The organism is Actinoallomurus sp. CA-150999 (assembly GCF_050942425.1).
Classification (GTDB): Bacteria; Actinomycetota; Actinomycetes; order Streptosporangiales; family Streptosporangiaceae; genus Actinoallomurus.
Genome location: NZ_CP192063.1, coordinates 2,470,144 through 2,489,471 on the forward strand (window position 1 = coordinate 2,470,144; position 19,328 = coordinate 2,489,471).

Below are 19,328 nucleotides of genomic sequence, written 5' to 3' on the forward strand. Positions count from 1 at the left end.
TGGCCGCGATCTTCCTTCCGTGGTTACGCTCCCGCAGTGGAGGAGAAGAGCGACTTTCCGGTCCCCATCGCCGCCGCGCCCGCCTATGTGATCGCCGCCCTGGCCGCCGTCTCGGCCGTCGGCGCGCTGCTCATACTCGTCACGGTGGGGTACCTGCTGGTCGCGATGCGGAGGCTGTCGGAACAGGCGGCGGCCGGCGCCGTGTTCGTCATCTTCCCCCTGCTCGGGCTCGGGCTGCTCGGCTCCGCCATCGGCATGGGGTTCCTCGCCCGCGCGGAGTTCCGGCTGCTGCGGACCCCGCCCGTCTTCACGGCCGCGGGCGTGCGGCTGCGGGTGTTCGCGCGGCGCGGGTACGACGTGTTCGTCCCCTGGGAGCGTGTCTCGCGGCTGCGCGTCGCCGAGAAGGGGCCCCGGCCGTACCTCCTGGTCGACGTCACCGACGCGGAGGAACTCGCGGGCGACGACGCGGGCCGGGCCGAGCGCCTGCGCCGGAACGCCGAGCGGTTCGAGGGCGCCGCGGTCGTGTACGGGCTGCGCGGCGCCCTCATCGACGTCGAGGACCTAGGCGCGGTCGTCCACCGGCTCAGCGACGGAACCGTCGCCCTCGACTACTGAGACCGCCGGCGGCCGGCACCGGGGGAGGAGCAGGATCGGCACGACCGCCGCCGCGGCGATCGCGAACGCCCACCAGAAGCCGGCGCCGAACGCGTGGGCCAGGCGGGACGGCAGGTCCGGTGACCGTACCCGGCTCACGGAGGCGAGGCTCCCGGTCGCGCCCGGGACCTGGTGGCGGATGGAGATCTGCAGAGCCACCGCCAGGGCGGCGACGCCGAAGGAACTGCCCACCCGCACGACGATGTTGCTCGCCGTCGTGGCCGCCGGCACCGCCGCTCTGCTCAGGCGGAGGTACGCGGCCGCCATCAGCGACGGCATCATCATGCCGTGGCCGATCCCGACGAGGAGCATGGCCGCACCCAGGAGGAGCCTGCTCGTGTCGGCGTTCAGCCGGGTGTACGCCGACAGCCCGGCCAGCACGACGACGAGCCCGGACACGGCCAGCGCGCGGGAGCCGACGCGGTCCGTGAGCCGCCCCGCGAACGGCATGCTGATCGCCGCGCCGATCCCCATGGGGGCCAGCAACAGCCCGGCGTGCAGCGGGCTGTCGGAGCGCACCGTCTGGAGGTACAGCGGGGCCATGAACGTCACCCCGAACAGGGCCCCGACGTAGACGAACAGAGAGACGGCCGAGGCCGTGAACCCCCGGTCCCGGAAGAGCCGCACGTCGACCAGTGCGCGGTCGCCCCGGGTCAGCGCGCGTACGGCGAAGACGGCGATGAGCGCGACACCGGCGCCCGCCCAGCCGTACACCTGCGGGTCGGTGAGGCCGTGGCCGTTCCCGGTCTGGGACAGGCCGTAGACGAGGGCGGCCACGCCGGGGGAGAGCAGCGCGAGGCCGAACACGTCGAGCGGGGTGTCGGCCTGCCGCTCGGTGTCGCGGGGCAGCCACGCGAACGCGGCCAGGAGCGCGAGCGCGCAGACGGGCACGTTCACGTAGAACATCCAGCGCCAGGACAGGTCGTCGACGATCAGCCCGCCGAGCACCGGGCCCAGGACCGGTCCGAGCATGGCCGGGACGGCGACGACGCTCATCACCCGGCCCATCCGCTCGGGGCCGGCCTTGCGGGCGAGCATCGTCTGCCCGACGGGCATGAGCATGCCCCCGCCGATCGCCTGCACGACGCGGAACGCGATGAGGCTGGTCACCGACCAGGCGGCGCCGCAGAGCACGGAACCGGCGATGAACAGGACGATCGAGGTGATCCACATCGTCCTGCCGCCGAACCGCTGAACGGCCCAGCCGGTGAGCGGGATGGTCATGGCGAGGGCGAGCGTGTAGCCCGTCATCACCCACTGGATGGTGGACAGGGAGGTGTGGAAGTCACGGCCGAGCGTGTTGATCGCCACGTTGACGATCGTCGCGTCGAGGATCGTCATCATCGCGCCGAGGACGACGACGGCGGCCAGCCGTCGAAGCTCCGGATCGAAGACCGCGTCCCCCGGCCGGTCGGTGACGGAAGTCATGCCCCTGACTCCTTCGGCGTACGCTGTAGCGGAATTTCGTACAGCGTATCGGCAAATCGTACGCTGTATCGATCAACAACGGACATAGCCGGATAACATTTTGGGCGTGGGTGCCTCGGAGCAGGTCAGCGACCGTAATCAGGCGAAAGCGCGGCCGGCGACCCCCGTCTGGGCACGGGAGTCCGGCAAACGGCGATCGACGCTGACGCGCGAGGCGATCGTCGCGGCGGCGCTGCGGATCGCCGACGCCGAAGGGCTCGCCGCCGTCTCGATCCGGCGGATCGCGACCGAGCTCGACGCCCGCACGATGAGCCTGTACTCCTACATCGACAGCAAGGCCGACCTGTTCGACCTCATGGGCGACGAGGTCGCGGGCGAGGTGGTCATCCGCGAGGGGCTGCCGGCCGAATGGCGGCAGGCGATCACGATGATCGCCTGCCGGGAGCGGGAGGTCGGCCTGCGCCACCCCTGGCAGGTCGACCTGGTCACCCAGCGGCCCGGCGCCATGATCGGCCCGAACGGTCTGCGTCATCTCGAGCAGTCGGTCGCGGCGCTCGCCGGTCTGCGGCTGGAGCCCCACGACGCCTGGCGGGTCATCGCGGCGGTCGACGACTACGTCCTCGGCTTCGTCGGCCGCGAGACCCGGGAGCGGGAGATCGCCCGGCACGCCGAGGCCACCGGCCTCGAAGGCGAAGCGCTCGTCCGGCCCTACCTGCAAGACCTCGCCGACAGCGGCGAGTTCGTGGCCATCACCCCCCTGCTCAGAGACGGCCTCCGGTGCACCGGACGCGACTTCGAGCAGGGCCTGAACTGGATGCTCGACGGAATCGAGCGGCAGTACGGCTAAGGGGCGGCACCCCCACGTACGGGCGCGCAGGCGCCTCTTAGGGGCAGGGATCTCGACGCTGAGGCTTCGCGCGTCCGGCGGGTCCGGGCCGCGGACGGGGACGGCGCGGTACGGGCCTGCAGGGTGCCTTACAGGGCAGGGTTCTCACGCTGAGGCTTCGCGTGCGGCGGGCTCGGCAGCTTGCCGCCCCGGGGCGAAGCGCCATGGTCCGGGGCGAGGTGCGCGTGTTCGGTGCTGAGCTCGGGTGCCCGGCGGGCGCCGAGGGTGCCTCAGCGGGGCGGGGCTGCTCAGGATGGAGTGCTCGCGTTCGATGCCGGGGTTTCGGCATTCGGGCGGGTCCAGAGGCCGCCGTCGCGTGGGGACCGGAGGGCGCCTTCGTGCTGGGAGGCGCCCTCCGGTCCCGGGCGTTCAGGCGCTGAGGCGTGCCTTCGGGCGGGCGCTGATGACGGCCGCCGCTCCGGTCGCCACGGCGATCACACCCAGGAACGCGAGCACTCCGAACGGTCCGCCGGTGTACGGCAGATGCGGCAGACGCGGCGCGCCGACCGTCGACAGCTCTCCCTTGCCGGCCGGGGCACCCAGGGGCGGCTGGGTCGCCGGAGGCTGCGTGACCGGGGGCGCGGAGCCCGGCGGCTGGGCACCCGGCGGCTGAGTGCCGGGCGGCTGTGAACCCGGAGGCTGACCGCCGGGCGGGCTCGGCTGGCCGGGCGGGGTCGGCTGACCCGGCGGGGTCGGCTGGCCCGGTGCCGGCGGCGAGCCCGGAGCCGGGCGGGGGGCCGAGCACCCTGCGCAGAGCCCGAGGGAGGCTCCGACATTGGCGCGGCCCAGGGACACCTTCACGCCGGCGGACAGGGAGGCGCGGCGCCCCGACAGGTTCACGCCGATCGGAAGGTTCACGTGAAGGCCGGAGCCGGTGGAGCGCCGTGCGGTGCTCGACGAGATGCCGGACGTCGCCTTCCGCACGGTGCGAGTGGTCCGGTCCGTCGTCTTCACGACGCCGGACACGGTCTTGGTCACGGGCGTGGTCAGGTCGCCGCCGAGACCGAGCCCACCGGTCTCGGCGTGGGCGACACCGCTGAGGGCGGTACCGCCGAGGATCGTCAGGCCGGCCGTCGCGGCCAGCCTCGTGCGTGTTCGCATGGGGGATCTCTCCAGGTAGAAGGAGCGGGGGCCGAGACCGGGAGACAGGGCGGCGCACGGGCCGGCGGTGGCGTGGACACGCCTTCGCAGGCCGACGGCACCTTCTGGCCCCCTCCCGGTCGCGTGCGCCGGAAGAACTCGGACGCACCGTACGAACCGCGACTAGTCTGTCACGAGCGGTAGTTCATGGGAATGATCGACCGGTCACTCCTTACCTCCGGGCCGGGGCGCGGAGCGGCGCGCGCGATGGCTGGGCAGACTGGGGGAGTGACCCGACTCATCGCAGGAACGGCCGGAGGCCGGCGCATCTCGGTTCCCTCCGGCCGTGACACCCGGCCGACCAGCGACCGCGCCCGCGAAGGGCTGTTCGCCTCGATCCACTCGCTGCTCGGCGACCTGACCGGCCTGCGGGCGGCCGACCTGTTCGCGGGGTCCGGGGCGGTGGGGCTGGAGGCGCTGTCACGCGGGGCGGCGCACGTGCTGCTGGTCGAGTCGGCGCCGCGCGCCGCCAAGGTGATCAAGGCCAACATCGACGCCCTCGGGCTGCCCGGCGCCGAACTGGTGACCGACCGCGTCGAGCGGGTGGTGCGGCGCCCGGCGCCCGAGCCGTACGACCTGATCTTCGCGGACCCGCCGTACGCCGTGAGCGGCGAGGTCGTCACCCGGATCCTCGAGGACCTGCGTGATCACGGCTGGCTGGCGCCGGACGCGCTGGTCGCGATCGAGCGGGCCACCCGGGACGGACCGGTCCGCTGGCCGGCGGGGTATGAGGAGGGCAGGGCCCGTCGCTACGGCGAAGGGACGCTTTGGTACGGTCACGCCGCAGGTCACTGACGGCTTCCTCAGCGAAGGGTGCTCACCTCGTGCGCCGTGTTGTCTGTCCGGGCTCCTACGACCCCGTCACCAACGGACACCTCGACATCATCAGCCGGGCGTCACGGCTGTACGACGAGGTCGTCGTCGCCGTCCTCATCAACATTTCCAAGAAGAGCCTCTTCACCGTCGACGAACGCGTCGAGATGATCGCCGAGGTGACGAAGCAGTACGGCAACGTCGTCGTCGAGAAGTTCCACGGACTCACGGTCGACTTCTGCCGCGAGCGCGACATCCCGGTGATCGTCCGTGGTCTGCGCGCGGTCAGCGACTTCGACTACGAGCTGCAGATCGCGCAGATGAACCACCAGCTGGCCGGGGTGGAGACGATGTTCATGGCCACGAACCCGCTGTACTCCTTCCTGTCCTCCAGCCTGGTCAAGGAGGTCGCGCAGTACGGCGGAGACGTCTCCGGACTGGTGCCCGAGCCGGTCGAGCGGCGGCTCATCCGGCGCTTCGAGCAGTCCTAAAGCGGTTCTGAGCGGACCGCCCGCCAGGTGACGGCGGGGTGGCCGAGTTGGGGGAACGCCCGCGCGTTGGTAACCTTGCCAATCGACCTTGTACGACGGCGGTGATGCGCCATGCCTCACGGAAGCAGGAAGAACCTGACCCGCATCGATCCCCGGGCTCCATTCGTGATCGACACGACCACGCTGGGCCGCAGACCGGGATCGATGCGCGAGGAATCCAGGACCGTGGCGGCTCCGGCGGATCTCGGCGTCGAGATGGTCGGTGTCCCCGAGGGCGCCGACATCGAGCTGGACCTTCGGCTCGAGGCGGTCATGGAGGGCGTGCTCGTCTCGGGCACGGCGCGGGCACCTCTCACCGGAGAGTGCGCGCGCTGCCTGGACCCGGTCACCTTGTCCATCGAGGTGGACTTCCAGGAGCTCTTCGTCTACTCCGACACTCGCTCCGGCGAGAGCGCGGAGGATGACGAGTTCCGTCTCGAGGGAGATCTCATCGATCTCGAGCCGGTGGTCCGGGACGCGATGGTGCTCGCACTGCCGCTGTCCCCGCTGTGCCAGGACGACTGTCCCGGCCTGTGCTCGGAGTGCGGGGTGCGGCTGGCCGACGCCGAGCCGGACCACCACCACGAGGCCGTCGACCCCCGGTGGGCGGCATTGCAGGGCATGTTGGATCAACGACAAGAAGACCAGGAGGGCTGACGTGGCCGTACCTAAGCGGAAGAAGTCGCGCAGCAACACGCGGCACCGTCGCTCGCAGTGGAAGACCCAGGCGCCGACGCTCGTGCGCTGCCCGCAGTGCCGCGACGAGAAGCTGCCGCACACCGCGTGCCCGACCTGCGGCACCTACAACCGCCGACAGGTCGTCGACGTGGCCTGAGCGACGTACCCCGGGGGCGGCCGCAATGCCGCCCCCGACCTCGTCTCGCGATGAAGACTCGCCCGAGGTCGTGGCGGACGCCGGAGACACCCGGCGTGCGCCTCGCCCTCGCGGACCCTTCCTCGGAGGAAGAACCGTGAGAATGCCCTACGACGCGACCCTCGTTGTGGGTGTCGCGTGAAGACCGATCATTCGGCGTCCGACCGTGGCCCGCTCGAGGACGCCCTCGGCGTCCACCCCGACCCGGCGCTCCTCGAACGCGCCCTGACCCACCGGTCCTACGCCTACGAGAACGGCGGGCTGCCGACCAACGAGCGCCTGGAGTTCCTCGGCGACTCGGTGCTCGGCCTCGTCGTCACCGACACCCTGTTCCGCAACCATCCGGACCTGCCCGAGGGACAGCTCGCCAAGCTGCGGGCCGCGGTGGTCAACATGCGCGCCCTCGCCGGCGTGGCCCGCGCGCTCGGTCTGGGCGCCTACATCCGGCTCGGCCGCGGCGAGGAGGGCACCGGAGGGCGCGACAAGTCCTCGATCCTCGCCGACACGCTCGAGGCGCTGATCGGCGCGGTCTACCTCGACCTGGGCCTCAAGGCCGCCGACGAGCTGGTCCACCGGCTGTTCGACCCGCTGATCACCCGCTCGGCCAGCCTGGGCGCCGGGCTGGACTGGAAGACCTCCCTGCAGGAGCTGACCGCCACGGAGGAGCTCGGCGTTCCCGAGTACCACGTGGAGGAGAGCGGCCCGGACCACCAGAAGACGTTCCGCGCCGTGGTCGTCGTCGGCGGTACGGAGTACGGCCGCGGCGAGGGGCGCAGCAAGAAGGAGGCCGAGCAGCAGGCGGCCGAGGCCGCGTGGCGGGCGATCCGCGAGCGCTCCGGAGAGAAGCCGAAAGAGTAATGCCCGAGCTTCCCGAGGTGGAGGTCGTCCGGCGCGGCGTCGAGCGCTGGGTGGTCGGCCGTACGGTCCGGTCGGCCGAGGTGTTGCATCCACGCGCGGCGCGCCGGCACGTGGAGGGTCCCGCGGACCTGGCGGTCCGGATGACCGGCCGGACGGTCGCGGCGGCGCGGCGACGTGGGAAGTACCTCTGGCTCCCGGTCGGCGACGACGAGGCGCTACTGGCCCACCTCGGCATGAGCGGCCAGCTGATCGTCGACGATCCGGAGCGGCCGCCGGAGAAGCACCTGCGCGCCCGGTTCACCTTCGCCGACGGGGGACGGGACCTGCGCTTCATCGACCAGCGCACCTTCGGGCACCTCATGCTGACCCCGACCGTGGACGGCGTACCCGAGCCGATCGCGCACATCGCCCCGGACCCGCTCGAGGACGCCTTCGACGAGGAGACGTTCTACGGGGCCCTTCGGCGTCGGCGCACCGGGGTGAAACGGGCGCTCCTCGACCAGTCCCTGATCAGCGGTGTGGGCAACATCTACGCCGACGAGGCCCTGTGGCGGGCCCGGCTGCACTGGGCGCGACCGACCGAGACCCTCACCCGGCCGGAGGTGACGCGCCTGCTGGCGGGGGTGCGCGAGGTCATGGCCGCGGCGCTCGAGGCGGGCGGCACCTCCTTCGACAGCCTCTACGTCAACGTGAACGGCGAGAGCGGCTACTTCGAGCGGTCGCTCAACGTCTACGGGCGGCGCGACGAGCCCTGCGCGCGGTGCGGCAGCCCCATCCGCCGCGACGCCTTCATGAACCGCTCGTCCTTCACCTGCCCCACCTGCCAGCCACGCCCCCGCCGCGCGCACTACTGACCCGAGTCGAGTCCGGGGGGACCGGCCGGGGTAAGGGGCGCCGCCCTTCCGGGCTGTCCGGAAATGGAGTTTTTCGTGCTCGATGGGCTACGCGGTGTACACACCTACGATCAGGGGAATGGATGATGACGTACGGCTTACCGCCTGGGTGCGGGGCCGGGTGCAAGGTGTCGGCTTCCGGTGGTGGGTGCGCTCCCGCGCACTGGAACTCGGCTTGACCGGTTCGGCGAGCAATCTCGTGGACGGCCGGGTCGAAGTGATCGCCGAGGGGCCGCGTAAGGCATGCGAACTGCTTTTGGAGCTGTTGCGTGGTGGAACGACGCCGGGAAGGGTCACCGGTGTATCGGATCGCTGGACCGAGCCGCGCGGCGGTCTTCAAGGCTTCGCCGAACGGTGATCGGTCTGGGAGGTCTGCTAAACTTGTACGGACAGGTTGTTACGGGTCTGTGACATCTGTCTTGACCGGCACTCCTGCCGGTGCGACCCTAGTTGTTACGCGCACCTCAAGTAGCTCTTCGTGCGCGACCATTCCTGCTGGTCACTCAGCGTGGAGGACCCTTAATCATGGCGAAGGCTCTACTCGGCCACGTCGGCGGTCCGGACCCCCGCATGGTTGCGGAGATGCGGCGCCTGCAGCAGCGTGTCCGTGACCTGGAGGCCGAACTCGTACGGCTCCAGTCCGAAAACGACGCGCTTGCCGCTGTTGCTGACAATGAAGTCATGGCGCTTGCCGTCAAGGATCGCGAACCGGCGCTGACCTGACGTCAGCGCCGCACGTTTAAAAGGGACGTCGACCTGACGTCCCTTTTTGGTTCGCCCCGCTGGCACCGTTCCGGTGCATGCATATTCGGCCGAGCCGGTCGTCATGCAATGCCAGGGGAAACATTTTCATGATCCAATTCCCCGGGCCGTCCGGGGAATTCCGATCGGTCTTCGAACCGGGCCGTTCGTTCGCCCGCCTGTGACGGACGCCACAGCCCGCGTTCGGCGTTCCTGCACGGCTTCGCCCCGCCACGGTGGGGAATCCGCCGGAGACATGCCACGCGTGACGTCCGACCATGGCACATTGGTGAAAGTCGGATACCCGGCCCGGAAGGTGCCGGACGGTATCGTGCGGGGATGACCGGGCGCCGCGGGCCCGGCGCGGGGCGGTCCACCCGTCGGCCGACCCATCCCGGCCGACCTCCCGGCTCGCAGAAAGGATCGGTGGACGCTTGTACTTGAAGAGCCTCACACTGCGGGGTTTCAAGTCCTTCGCGTCCTCGACCACGCTGCGCCTGGAGCCCGGGATCACCTGTGTCGTCGGTCCGAACGGCTCGGGAAAGTCCAATGTCGTCGACGCGCTCGCCTGGGTGATGGGGGAGCAGGGCGCCAAGTCGCTGCGCGGCGGCAAGATGGAGGACGTGATCTTCGCGGGCACCTCCTCGCGCCCGCCGCTCGGCCGCGCCGAGGTCGTCCTCACGATCGACAACTCCGACGGCGCGCTGCCCATCGACTACACCGAGGTCACGATCAGCCGGCTGATGTTCCGGTCGGGGCAGAGCGAGTACTCCATCAACGGCGACCCCTGCCGCCTGCTGGACGTCCAGGAGCTGCTGTCCGACTCCGGCATCGGCCGGGAGATGCACGTCATCATCGGACAGGGACAGCTCGACCGCGTCCTGCACTCCGGCCCCGAGGGGCGGCGGGCGATGATCGAGGAGGCCGCCGGCGTCCTCAAGCACCGCAAGCGCAAGGAGAAGGCCCTCCGCAAGCTCAACGCCATGCAGGCCAACCTCACGCGCGTGCAGGACCTCACCACCGAGCTGCGCCGCCAGCTCAAGCCCCTGGGCCGGCAGGCGGAGATCGCCCGGCGGGCGGCGGTCATCCAGTCCGAGGTGCGCGACGCGCGGCTGCGGCTCCTCGCCGACGACCTGGTGACCCTCACGGCCAAACTGGAGCAGGAGGCGGCCGACGAGGCGAGCATCCGCGAGCGCCGTACGGCGGTGGAGCAGGCCCTGACGCAGGCCCAGCAGCGGGAGGCCGCTCTGGAGGCCGAGGCGGCCGAGCAGGCCCCGGTCCTCGCCCAGGTGCAGGACACCTGGTTCCAGCTGTCCTCGCTGCGTGAGCGCCTGCGCGGCGTCGGCGAGCTCGCCGCCGAGCGGCACCGCAACGCGGTCGAGGCGCAGGCGGAGGAGCGCCGGGGCCGCGACCCGGAGGACATGGAGCGCGAGGCCGCGCAGATCCGGGAGCAGGAGGAGGTCCTGGGCGCCCGGCTCGAGGCGGCGCAGGACCTCCTGGCCGAGGCCGTGGACGAGCGCGCCACCGCCGAGTCGGCCTTGAAAGAGGAGGAGTACCGCCTGCAGGACGCCGCCCGGGCGGCCGCCGACCGCCGCGAGGGGCTCGCCCGGCTGCGCGGCCGGGTCGAGGCCCTCGGCAGCAAGGTGCAGGCCACCGAGGCGGAGATCGGCCGGCTCGAGGAGGCCCTCGCCGACGCGCGGGAGCGCGCGGCGGCGGCCCAGGCCGAGTACGAGGCGCAGGACACCGAGGCCGCGGAGGACCCGGAGCTGGCCGCCGAACACGAGCGCGCCCAGGAGGTCCTCGAGCAGGCCAAGGAGGCCGCCGAGCACGCCCGCGAGGCCGTCGAGGAGCCCCGGGGGCTGCTCAAGCAGGCGCGGGACCGCGTCGCCGCCTCGCGGGGCGCCGACCAGGCCGCGCAGAAGGAGGTCACGGCGCTGCAGGCCCGCGTCGAGGCCCTGGACCAGACGATGGGCAGCGCGGCCGACGGCGGGGAGATCCTGCTCGCCGCCGACCTCGACGGCGTCCTCGGCACGATGGCGTCCCTGCTGTCGGTCGAGCCGGGTGCCGAGATCGCGGTCGCCACGGCGCTCGGCGCGGCCGCCGAGGCCGTCGCCGTCGCCTCGCTCGACACCGCCGAGGCCGCGCTGACCCTGCTGCGCGCCGAGGACGCCGGGCAGGCCGGCGTCGTCGTCGGCGCGCGCCTTCCCGACCAACCGCGCTTTCCCAACCAACCTCCCGGGCCCGACGAGGGTGGTGAGCGCCTCGACCTCCCGGACGGCGCGCGCCTGGCGGCCGACCTGGTCAGCGCCCCCGAGCCGGTGCGGGCCGCGGTCCGCCACCTGCTGGCCGGCGTCGTGGTGGTCGACGGCCTGTCCGCTGCCGCCGCGCTCGTCCGATCCCGGCCCGCGCTGCGGGCGGTGACGCGCGAGGGTGACCTGCTCGGCGCCCACTGGGCGCTCGGCGGCGGCAAGCGGCAGAGCCTGCTGCAGATGCGCTCCGCCCGCGACGAGGCCGCCGAGGGGCTCGCCACCGCCGAGGCGAAGGCCGAGGGCACCGCTGTCGCCCTGGAAGAGGCCGTCGCGGAGGAGCAGCATGCCCAGGCGGTGCTGGAGGCCGCGCAGGCGGCGGTCGGCGAGGCCCAGACCGGCGTGAACCGCGCCCAGGCGGGCCTGGACAAGGTGCGCGCCCGGATGCGGGAGGCGGCGGCCGAGGCGGCGCAGGAGGCCAAGCAGGTGGCGCGGCTGCAGGCCGCGGCGCAGGCGGCCCGGCAGGAGGCCGAGCGCCTGGCCCGGTCGCTGAGCGCCGCCGAGGAGGCCCGCGACCGCGACCTGATGGCCGCCGCCGAGCTGCGCGAGCGCCTGGAGATCGCCGAGGCCGAGCCGGTCGAGGACGACGACGACCAGGACACCGCCCGACGCGACGAGCTGAGCGAGCGATGCCGGCAGCTGGCGTCCGCCGAGATGGAGGCGCGGCTGAACGTCCGCACCGCCGAGGAGCGGGTCGCGGCCATCGCCGGCCGGGCCGACCAGCTGGAGCGGGCCGCCGCCCGCGAGCGCGAGGAGCGCGCCCACGCCGCCGAGCGCCGCCGGCGCCGGGAGCGCGACGCCCAGGTGGCGCAGGCGGTCGTGGTCGGCGCCCAGCGGGCTCTGGACCGCATCGAGGTCTCGATCGCAGCGGCCGTCGCCGAGCGCGCGACGCAGGAGCAGGCGCGTGCCGCCCGCGAGGAGGAACTGAAGACCGTCCGGACCAGCGTGCGGGAACTCACCTCCGAGCACGAGAAGCTCGTCAACGTCGCGCACGGCAGCGAGGTCGCGCGGGCCGAGCAGCGGCTGCGCCTGCAGCAGTTCGAAGAGCGCGCGATGGAGGAGTACGGCCTCGAGGTCGACGTGCTGATCGCCGAGTACGGCCCGGATCAGGCGGTGCCCCCGGCCCCGGACGCCCCCGAGGACGCCGTCCCCGAGCCGTACGACCGGGCCAAGCAGGAGAAGCGCGCCAAGCAGGCCGAACGCCAGCTGGCCCAGCTGGGCAAGGTGAACCCTCTCGCCCTGGAGGAGTTCGCGGCGCTGGAGGAGCGCCACGCCTTCCTGACCTCCCAGCTGGAGGACCTGAAGAAGACCCGCCGGGATCTGCTCACCGTGGTCAAGGAGGTCGACGACCGCGTCCAGCTGGTGTTCGCGGCGGCCTACGAGGACACCGAGCGGGAGTTCACCGGCATCTTCTCCCGGCTGTTCCCGGGCGGAGAGGGCAAGCTGTCCCTCACCGACCCGGAGGACCTGCTCACGACCGGGATCGAGGTCGAGGCGCGGCCCCCGGGCAAGAAGGTCAAGCGGCTGTCCCTGCTGTCCGGCGGCGAGCGCTCCCTCGTGGCCGTCGCGTTCCTGGCGGCGATCTTCAAGGCGCGGCCGTCACCGTTCTACGTGCTGGACGAGGTCGAGGCCGCCCTGGACGACACGAACACCCAGCGCCTCCTCGCCATCTTCGAGGAACTGCGCGAGTCGTCACAGCTCATCGTCATCACGCACCAGAAGCGGACGATGGAGTCCGCGGACGCCCTCTACGGCGTCAGCATGCGCGGCGACGGCGTGACCCAGGTGGTCAGCCAGCGCCTCCGCGAGCCCGAGCCGGCCTGACCCAGGTGGTCAGCCAGCGCCTTCGCGAACACGAGCCGGCCTGACAAAAAACTTCCGGATCCGTTGTCAAAAGTGTTTCGGCTCGTTCATATCGTTACTTTCGTCATATTTTGTCCTGCTCTCGCTAGAGTCACGGCGGTCCCCTCAAGGCGCAAAAAACCAGGAGGTCAACGTGGACCCGCAGCGTCTCAAAGGCAACTTCGCCCAGGTAGCGACTCACGGCATGGACGTGGCCGAGTTCTTCTACGCCGACCTGTTCCAGCGCAACCCGCAGTACCGCTCCCTCTTCCCGGCGTCGATGGCGCGCCAGCAGCAGGTCCTGCTGGAGGCACTCGTGCAGATCGTGTCGCTCGTGGACGACCCGGAGCGGCTCGTTCCGTATGTCCAGGAGCTGGGCCGCGCGCACGGCGGATTCGGCGTCACCGCGCAGCACTACCCCGAGGTGGGCACCAGCCTCGTCGCGACGCTGAGGTACTTCAGCGGCGACGACTGGAGCGCCGAGCTGGAGAAGGACTGGGGCGAGGCGTACGGCGTGGTCGCCGACGTCATGGTGAACGCCGCCGGCCAGAACTAGCCGCCGGGGCGACGGCCCGCCCGGCTTCGGGAGAATGTGTGGACGCTCAACGTCTGAAAGACAACTTCGCTCACGTGGCGCAGCACGGCGACCAGGTGGCGCTGTTCTTCTACTCCGATCTCTTCCTGCGGAACCCGCGACTGCGGGAGATGTTCCCCGTCGGCATGAGCCATCAGCGCGATCGCCTGCTGGCCGCGTTGGGACGCATCGTGTCGCAGGTCGACAACCTTCCGGAAATTGTTCCGTTCGTGCAGCAACTCGGCCGGGATCACCGCAAATTCGGAGTGGAGGCCCTGCACTATCCCGAAGTCGGGGCGAGCCTCGTCGCCACCCTCCGCTACTTCTCTGGGCCGTCGTGGAACGAGCAGCTGGCGCGAGACTGGACGGACGCCTACAACCTGCTCTCGAAGGTGATGATCGAGTCGGCCCAGGAGGACGCCACGGCGCGCCCTTCCTGGTGGAACGCCCAGATCATCGCGCACGAACGCCGGCGATTCGACCTCGCGGTCATGCGGGTCCTCCCCGACCGGCCGTTCCCGTTCCAACCTGGACAGGCGGTCGCGCTCGAGGTCCCGGCACGCATGCGGATGTGGCGCTACTACTCGATGGCGAACGCCCCGCGCCCCGACAACACTCTGGACTTCCACGTACGGCTGATCGACGGCGGCCCGGTCAGTCCGGTCCTCGTCCGATCGATCGCCGTCGGCGACTGGGTCAAACTCGGTCCTCCGATCGGCACGATGACCATCGACGAGCGGTCGGAACGCGACGTACTGCTCATCGGCGGCAGCACCGGTCTGGCACCGCTCAAGGCGATCCTCGATCAGATCGCCGCGCGCCCCAACCCGCCGCGCGTCCACCTTTTCTTCGGCGCACGTTACGTCGACGGACTGTACGACCTGGACGAGCTGCAGAAACGGGCGGCCGGGGCGCCGTGGCTCACCGTCATCCCGGCAGTCTCCGACCACGATCCGGGCCCGGCGGCCGAGCGCGGCACGCTTCCCGACATCGTCGGAATGTACGGTCGGTGGCAGGACCATGACGCCTATGTCTGCGGCTCGCCTGGAATGACCGACGCGACCGTCGATCGGCTCCTCCAACTCGGGCTGGGCCACGATCGCATCCGGACCGACAAGTACGCGGACGCTTAAGAGGAGAGTTATGACCTCCCCCGACATCCACGGCGCCCAGCGCCTCACCCCGGCGGAGTTGCAGTCGGTCAACTTCCACCGCGCTGCGCTCGGCCGCCGGGGCTTCGACGAGGACCAGGTCCGGGCATTCCTGGGCCAGGTCGAGCAGGAGCTGGTCCGCGTCCTCAATGAGAAGGCGGCCCTGGAGAACGAAGTCGCCCGCCTGCGAGAACGCATCGCGGGCAGCCCGCCCGGCGTGAGCACGGTGCAGCCCGAGGACGCCCACATCCAGGCCGTACGGATCCTGTCGAACGCGCAGCAGACCGCCGACCAGTACGTCGCGGACGCCCAGCGGTACAGCAGGGAGATCGCCGAAGAGGCCAGGCGCGGCCGGGACGAGATCCTCGCCGACGCCCAGTCCCGCGCCGTCCTCGTCCTGGAGGAGGCCCACCGGCAGGCGTCGAACGCCGCCGAGGCGGTCGCACCATCGACAGAGCCGATGTCCGGGGACGAACGGCGGGAGCTCGAGCGCGAGCTCGCCTACCTCCGGACGTTCAGCGACGTCTACCGGACCCACCTGCGCACCTACCTCGAGGCGCTACTGCGCAACGTCGAGGAGTGGGAGAAGTCCGAGCGCGACTCGGTCTCCCACACCCGCTCGGTACCTCCCCGCCTGGACTGACCCGTCCCCGGCCAGACGGCCCCCAGCCAGGCGGCCGACCGTGCGCTGGTCGGGCGGCCCTCGCGCGTTGGCCAGGCGGCGGTCCGTGCGCTGGTCGGGCGGCCCTCGCGCGCCGGTCAGGCGGCGGTCCGTGCGCTGGTCGGGCGGCCCTCGCGCGCCGGTCAGGCGGCGGACCGTGCATCGGTCAGGCGGCCCCCGCACGCCGCCGAGGCGGCGGTCCGCGTGCTGGTCAGGCGGCGCTCGCGGGCTGGGCAGGCGGCCCCGCACGCTGGCCAGGTGGCCCGGCGGGGAGGTACGACCGTACCGACGGGCGGTGGGCGGTAGGGATCGGGCGTGGGTACGACCGCGCCGGCGGGCGGTGAGCGGGTAGGGACCGGGAGGGCAGCCGGATCCTTCTGCGAGACTGGGACACGCTATGGAATACGTGATTCTCGCCATCGCCATCGTCGTGCTCGCCGTCGTGGCGGGCGGGTTCTTCCTGGTCCGGGGTCGACGCGGTGCGGCACCGCCGCCGCGGGCACCGGAAGCGCCCAAGACGCCCGAGACCCCTCGCGGCGGCACCGCCGTCATCGAGGAAGAAGAGACCGTCGCGCCGCCCGCCCGGGCACCGGTCCCCGAGGCGCCGCCCGCCCCGCCCGAGATCGAGGTGCCGCCGCCGTCCGCCGGCCGCCTCGTACGGCTGCGGTCGCGGCTGTCCCGCTCCCAGAACGCCCTGGGCAAGACCCTGCTCACCCTGCTGTCCCGCGAAACGCTGGACGACGACGCCTGGGACGAGATCGAGGACACCCTCGTCCAGGCCGACGTCGGCGTCGCGCCCTCCCGGCAGATCGTCGAAGACCTGCGCACCAAGGTGAAGGTCTACGGCTCGCGGACCCCGGATGAGGTCCGCGACATGCTCAAGGACGAGATGCTCGCCCAGATCGGCAAGGACTGGGACCGCTCCCTGCGCACCGAGCCGCACGGCGCCCAGCCGGCGATCATTCTCGTGGTCGGCGTCAACGGCACGGGCAAGACGACCACCTGCGGCAAGCTCGCACGGGTGCTCGTCGGAGACGGCCGGTCCGTCCTCCTCGGGGCGGCCGACACGTTCCGCGCCGCCGCCGCCGACCAGTTGCAGACCTGGGGGTCCCGGGTCGGCGCCGAGGTCGTGCGCAGGGACGAGGGCGCCGACCCGGCGAGCGTCGCGTTCGAGGCGGTGAAGAAGGGCATCGAGGACCGCGTCGACACGGTCATCGTCGACACCGCCGGCCGCCTCCACACGAAGACCGGCCTGATGGACGAGCTCGGCAAGGTCAAGCGCGTAGTCGAGAAGCAGGCCCAGGTCGACGAGGTCATTCTCGTGCTCGACGCGACGACCGGGCAGAACGGCCTGCGCCAGGCCCGCGTGTTCGCCGAGGTCGTCGACGTCACCGGCATCGCGCTGACCAAGCTGGACGGCACCGCCAAGGGCGGCATCGTCATCGCGGTCCAGCGTGAACTCGGCGTCCCGGTCAAGCTCGTCGGTCTGGGGGAGGGCCCCGACGACCTGGCGCCCTTCGACCCCGAGGGCTTCGTCGACGCCATCCTGGGCGGCTGACCCGAGCGGCCGCGGCACCGGGCGCGGTCGGTCCTCGCGGAGGTGCCGGTGGTCCGGACGGGCAGTCCCTAAGTGGAAGGTGGCGGGGGTCGGGCGGTCAGTCCTCGTGGAGAGTGCCGGCGGTCCGGGCGGTCGGCCCTCGTAGAGGGGAGCGGCGGTCCAACCCCCTGCCCCCGTGGAGGGGGCTGAGGGTCCGGGCGGTCAGTCCTCGTGGCGATGTCGGGGGTCCGGGCGGTCGGCTCCCCCTGGAGGGCGTCGGTACGGCCGGGCACTCCTACGGAGGGCGTCGGGGGTCCGGGCGGTCAGTCCTCGCGGAGGGCGTCGGCGACGGCGGCGGCCAGGGTCAGCCTGGCCCCGCCGCGGAACGCCGCGCCGAACGCCCGGCGCCCCAGAGCCTCCTGGGCGTGCGTCTCGCACCCCTGGTGGGAGCTGACGTGATACGGCAGCTGGGTCGGCGAGAAGCCGATCTCCTGCCAGACCCGGTCCGCGGCGCCTAGCAGGCGGGCCGCGCGTTCATGGGCGCCGCGGGCACCCGCCGTCCAGGCCAGCACCTCCAGGAACTGGGCGAGCCCCCAGCGGTCCTCGATCACGGCCCAGGGGCCGGCGACCTGGCGCATCATCGCCTCCGCCTGCCGCCAGTCGCCCTGCTTCCAGGTGGCGACGCCGATGGCGAACAGCGCGTACGCCCGGAACAGGGGCGCGTCCTTGGCGTCGCAGAGGGCGACGAGTTCCTCGCCGAGCGCCGCGGCGAGGTTCGGATCATCCGAGATGCAGAACATCGACGCCAGGTAGAGGTTGAGGCCGACGGCGTCGAGATCACCGGTGGCCCAGTGGTGGTCACGGGCCTCCTTCATCAGGGCGAGCCCGCGGCGGCCGTTCCCGGTGGACAGCGCGGCGATGCCGGACACCATGGTGGCGAACGCCGAGGCCGTCGCGTCCCCCGCAGCGTCGGCGAGCGGGCGGCACTCGTCGATCCGCGCGAGCGCCCCGGGGATGTCGCGCTGGTAGAGGGCGAGCAGGGCGTCGACCCACAGCCCGGTGATCCGGGCGTCGCCGGGAGCGGGTACGAGGTCCAGCCCGCGTTCCAGCCAGTGGCGGCCCTCGGTGAGGGCCCCGGCGAGCAGCCAGAACCCCCACATCGACGAGGCGATCTCCAACCCCGCGGGCGCCGAGGCCGGGCGGCTGTAGCACCCCTCGATGGCCGTACGCAGGTTGGGCAGCTCGACCTGCAAGGTCCGGAAGCGGTCGAGTTGGTCGACGGTCATCCGGTCGATCCGGCACCGCTGGACCAGCGCCTCGTAGTGGACGCAGTACCGCTCGATCAGCCGCCGTTCCTCGCGCGCGTCCAGGAGTTCACGCCCGTACGCGCGGATGCTGTCGAGCATGCGGTACCGCGTGCGGGTACCGGACCGTTCGGCGGTCAGGACCGACTTGTCCACCAGGCCGGAGATCAGGTCGAAGATCTCATCAGGTGCGATCCCGTCACCGGAGCAGATCTCTTCGGCGGTGTCGAGGTCGACGCCGCCGGGGAAGGTGGCGAGGCGGGCCCAGAGGTGTTGTTCGGCGGGGGAGCACAGGTCGTGGCTCCAGTCCATGGTGGCGCGGAGGGTTTGGTGGCGGGGGAGGGCGGTGGTGCTGCCGCCGGTGAGGGTGGTGAAGCGGTCGTCGAGTTCGCGGAGGAGTTGGTCGATGGGGGTGGTGCGCAGGCGGGCGGCGGCGAGTTCGATGGCGAGGGGGATGCCGTCGAGGCGGGCGGAGATGCGGGCGAGGGTGGTGGCGTTGGTGGCGTTGACGGTGAAGTCGGGGTTGACGGTGGCGGCTCGGTCGCTGAACAGCCGCACCGCCTCGCACCGGGCGATCTCGCGGACGGGGGCGTGCTCGCCGACGACCGTGAGAGAGGGGATGGCCAGCACCTGCTCGCCGGTCAGCCCGAGCCGGTGCCGGCTGGTGGTCATCACGCGCAGGCGCGGAGCGGCCCGCAGGAGGTCGTTCACGAGGTCCGCGCACGCCTGCAGCAGGTGCTCGCAGTTGTCCAGCACCAGCAGCGTCCGCTTGTCGGCCAGGTAGTCGGCGAGAAGCGGGGTGGCCTCGGCGTGAAGCGGAGTGACCTGGCGGTCCCCCTCCCGGAGGCCCAGGGCCGCGGCCACGGCCGGCACGAGCAGGCCGCCCTCCTCGAGCGCGGCCAGCTCCACGATCTCCACTCCGTCGGGGAACCGGCCGCGTACGGCCCTGGCGGCCTGGAGGGCGAGCCGGGTCTTGCCGACGCCGCCCGGGCCGGTGAGCGTGAGCAACCGTGTTCGCGGAAGGAGCCGCCTCACCTCGGACATCTCGTGCTTGCGGCCGACGAAGCTCGAAGCGTCGCTGGGCGAGGAGATCCGGGCCGGAACGTCCTGATCAGGCATTTCCTTCAGGGTAGGAG

General features: G+C 71.8%; 18 protein-coding genes. 15 read left to right on the forward strand and 3 right to left on the reverse strand.

Going from position 1 to position 19,328, the window contains the following annotated elements; genetic code table 11:
* Positions 1-36: 36 nt before the first annotated feature.
* Positions 37-615: a hypothetical protein gene (locus tag ACQP2O_RS11785; protein WP_433182810.1), complete on the forward strand. Its 579-nt coding sequence runs from the start codon at positions 37-39 to the stop codon at positions 613-615.
* Here ACQP2O_RS11785 and ACQP2O_RS11790 read toward each other — a convergent pair.
* The gene (locus tag ACQP2O_RS11790) at positions 562-2,151 is read right to left on the reverse strand and encodes an MDR family MFS transporter (RefSeq protein ID WP_433190996.1); all 1,590 of its coding nucleotides are present in this window, start codon (positions 2,149-2,151) and stop codon (positions 562-564) included. The genes ACQP2O_RS11785 and ACQP2O_RS11790 overlap by 54 nt on opposite strands.
* A gap of 37 nt (positions 2,152-2,188) precedes the next feature.
* On the opposite strand from ACQP2O_RS11790, the gene ACQP2O_RS11795 reads away from it, so the two are divergent.
* Complete coding sequence (locus ACQP2O_RS11795) at positions 2,189-2,929, forward strand: TetR/AcrR family transcriptional regulator (RefSeq protein WP_433182813.1); 741 nt, start codon at positions 2,189-2,191, stop codon at positions 2,927-2,929.
* Positions 2,930-3,337: 408 nt separating this feature from the next.
* Here ACQP2O_RS11795 and ACQP2O_RS11800 read toward each other — a convergent pair whose 3' ends face one another.
* On the reverse strand, positions 3,338-4,069 hold the full coding sequence (locus ACQP2O_RS11800; protein ID WP_433182816.1) for a hypothetical protein: 732 nt from the start codon (positions 4,067-4,069) through the stop codon (positions 3,338-3,340).
* A 267-nt stretch (positions 4,070-4,336) separates the two neighbouring features.
* Here ACQP2O_RS11800 and rsmD point away from each other — a divergent pair, with 267 nt between their 5' ends.
* From rsmD to ftsY, 13 genes are all read left to right on the forward strand, one after another.
* Positions 4,337-4,903, forward strand: a complete 567-nt coding sequence (rsmD, locus tag ACQP2O_RS11805) for a 16S rRNA (guanine(966)-N(2))-methyltransferase RsmD (RefSeq protein WP_433182819.1) — start codon at positions 4,337-4,339, stop codon at positions 4,901-4,903.
* 29 nt (positions 4,904-4,932) lie between these two features.
* Positions 4,933-5,412, forward strand: a complete 480-nt coding sequence (gene coaD / locus ACQP2O_RS11810) for a pantetheine-phosphate adenylyltransferase (RefSeq protein WP_360903199.1) — start codon at positions 4,933-4,935, stop codon at positions 5,410-5,412.
* A gap of 111 nt (positions 5,413-5,523) precedes the next feature.
* A complete protein-coding gene (locus ACQP2O_RS11815; protein ID WP_433182823.1) occupies positions 5,524-6,108 on the forward strand; it encodes a YceD family protein in 585 nt (194 codons plus the stop codon).
* 1 nt (position 6,109) lies between these two features.
* Positions 6,110-6,286: a 50S ribosomal protein L32 gene (gene rpmF / locus ACQP2O_RS11820; protein ID WP_252776286.1), complete on the forward strand. Its 177-nt coding sequence runs from the start codon at positions 6,110-6,112 to the stop codon at positions 6,284-6,286.
* Positions 6,287-6,463: 177 nt separating this feature from the next.
* On the forward strand, positions 6,464-7,183 hold the full coding sequence (rnc, locus tag ACQP2O_RS11825; protein WP_433182827.1) for a ribonuclease III: 720 nt from the start codon (positions 6,464-6,466) through the stop codon (positions 7,181-7,183).
* Positions 7,183-8,037, forward strand: coding sequence for a bifunctional DNA-formamidopyrimidine glycosylase/DNA-(apurinic or apyrimidinic site) lyase (mutM, locus tag ACQP2O_RS11830; protein ID WP_433182830.1), 855 nt, complete (start codon positions 7,183-7,185; stop codon positions 8,035-8,037). Before rnc ends, mutM begins: the two co-directional genes overlap by 1 nt.
* 118 nt (positions 8,038-8,155) lie before the next feature.
* Positions 8,156-8,434, forward strand: a complete 279-nt coding sequence (locus tag ACQP2O_RS11835) for an acylphosphatase (protein ID WP_433182832.1) — start codon at positions 8,156-8,158, stop codon at positions 8,432-8,434.
* A 167-nt stretch (positions 8,435-8,601) separates the two neighbouring features.
* The gene (locus tag ACQP2O_RS11840; RefSeq protein WP_345443759.1) at positions 8,602-8,799 is read left to right on the forward strand and encodes a hypothetical protein; all 198 of its coding nucleotides are present in this window, start codon (positions 8,602-8,604) and stop codon (positions 8,797-8,799) included.
* Between the two features lie 452 nt (positions 8,800-9,251).
* Complete coding sequence (smc, locus tag ACQP2O_RS11845; RefSeq protein WP_433182835.1) at positions 9,252-12,947, forward strand: chromosome segregation protein SMC; 3,696 nt, start codon at positions 9,252-9,254, stop codon at positions 12,945-12,947.
* A gap of 172 nt (positions 12,948-13,119) precedes the next feature.
* Positions 13,120-13,521 (forward strand): globin domain-containing protein, encoded by a 402-nt coding sequence (locus ACQP2O_RS11850; protein ID WP_433182838.1) that lies wholly within the window; start codon positions 13,120-13,122, stop codon positions 13,519-13,521.
* Between the two features lie 38 nt (positions 13,522-13,559).
* Positions 13,560-14,672: a globin domain-containing protein gene (locus tag ACQP2O_RS11855; protein WP_433182841.1), complete on the forward strand. Its 1,113-nt coding sequence runs from the start codon at positions 13,560-13,562 to the stop codon at positions 14,670-14,672.
* A 10-nt stretch (positions 14,673-14,682) separates the two neighbouring features.
* Positions 14,683-15,333 (forward strand): DivIVA domain-containing protein, encoded by a 651-nt coding sequence (locus ACQP2O_RS11860; protein ID WP_433182843.1) that lies wholly within the window; start codon positions 14,683-14,685, stop codon positions 15,331-15,333.
* 415 nt (positions 15,334-15,748) lie between these two features.
* Entirely contained in the window at positions 15,749-16,909 is a 1,161-nt protein-coding gene (gene ftsY, locus ACQP2O_RS11865) for a signal recognition particle-docking protein FtsY (RefSeq protein ID WP_433182846.1), read from the forward strand.
* A 302-nt stretch (positions 16,910-17,211) separates the two neighbouring features.
* On the opposite strand, the gene ACQP2O_RS11870 is transcribed toward ftsY, so the two are convergent.
* Complete coding sequence (locus ACQP2O_RS11870; protein ID WP_433182849.1) at positions 17,212-19,311, reverse strand: ATP-binding protein; 2,100 nt, start codon at positions 19,309-19,311, stop codon at positions 17,212-17,214.
* Positions 19,312-19,328 lie beyond the last annotated feature (17 nt).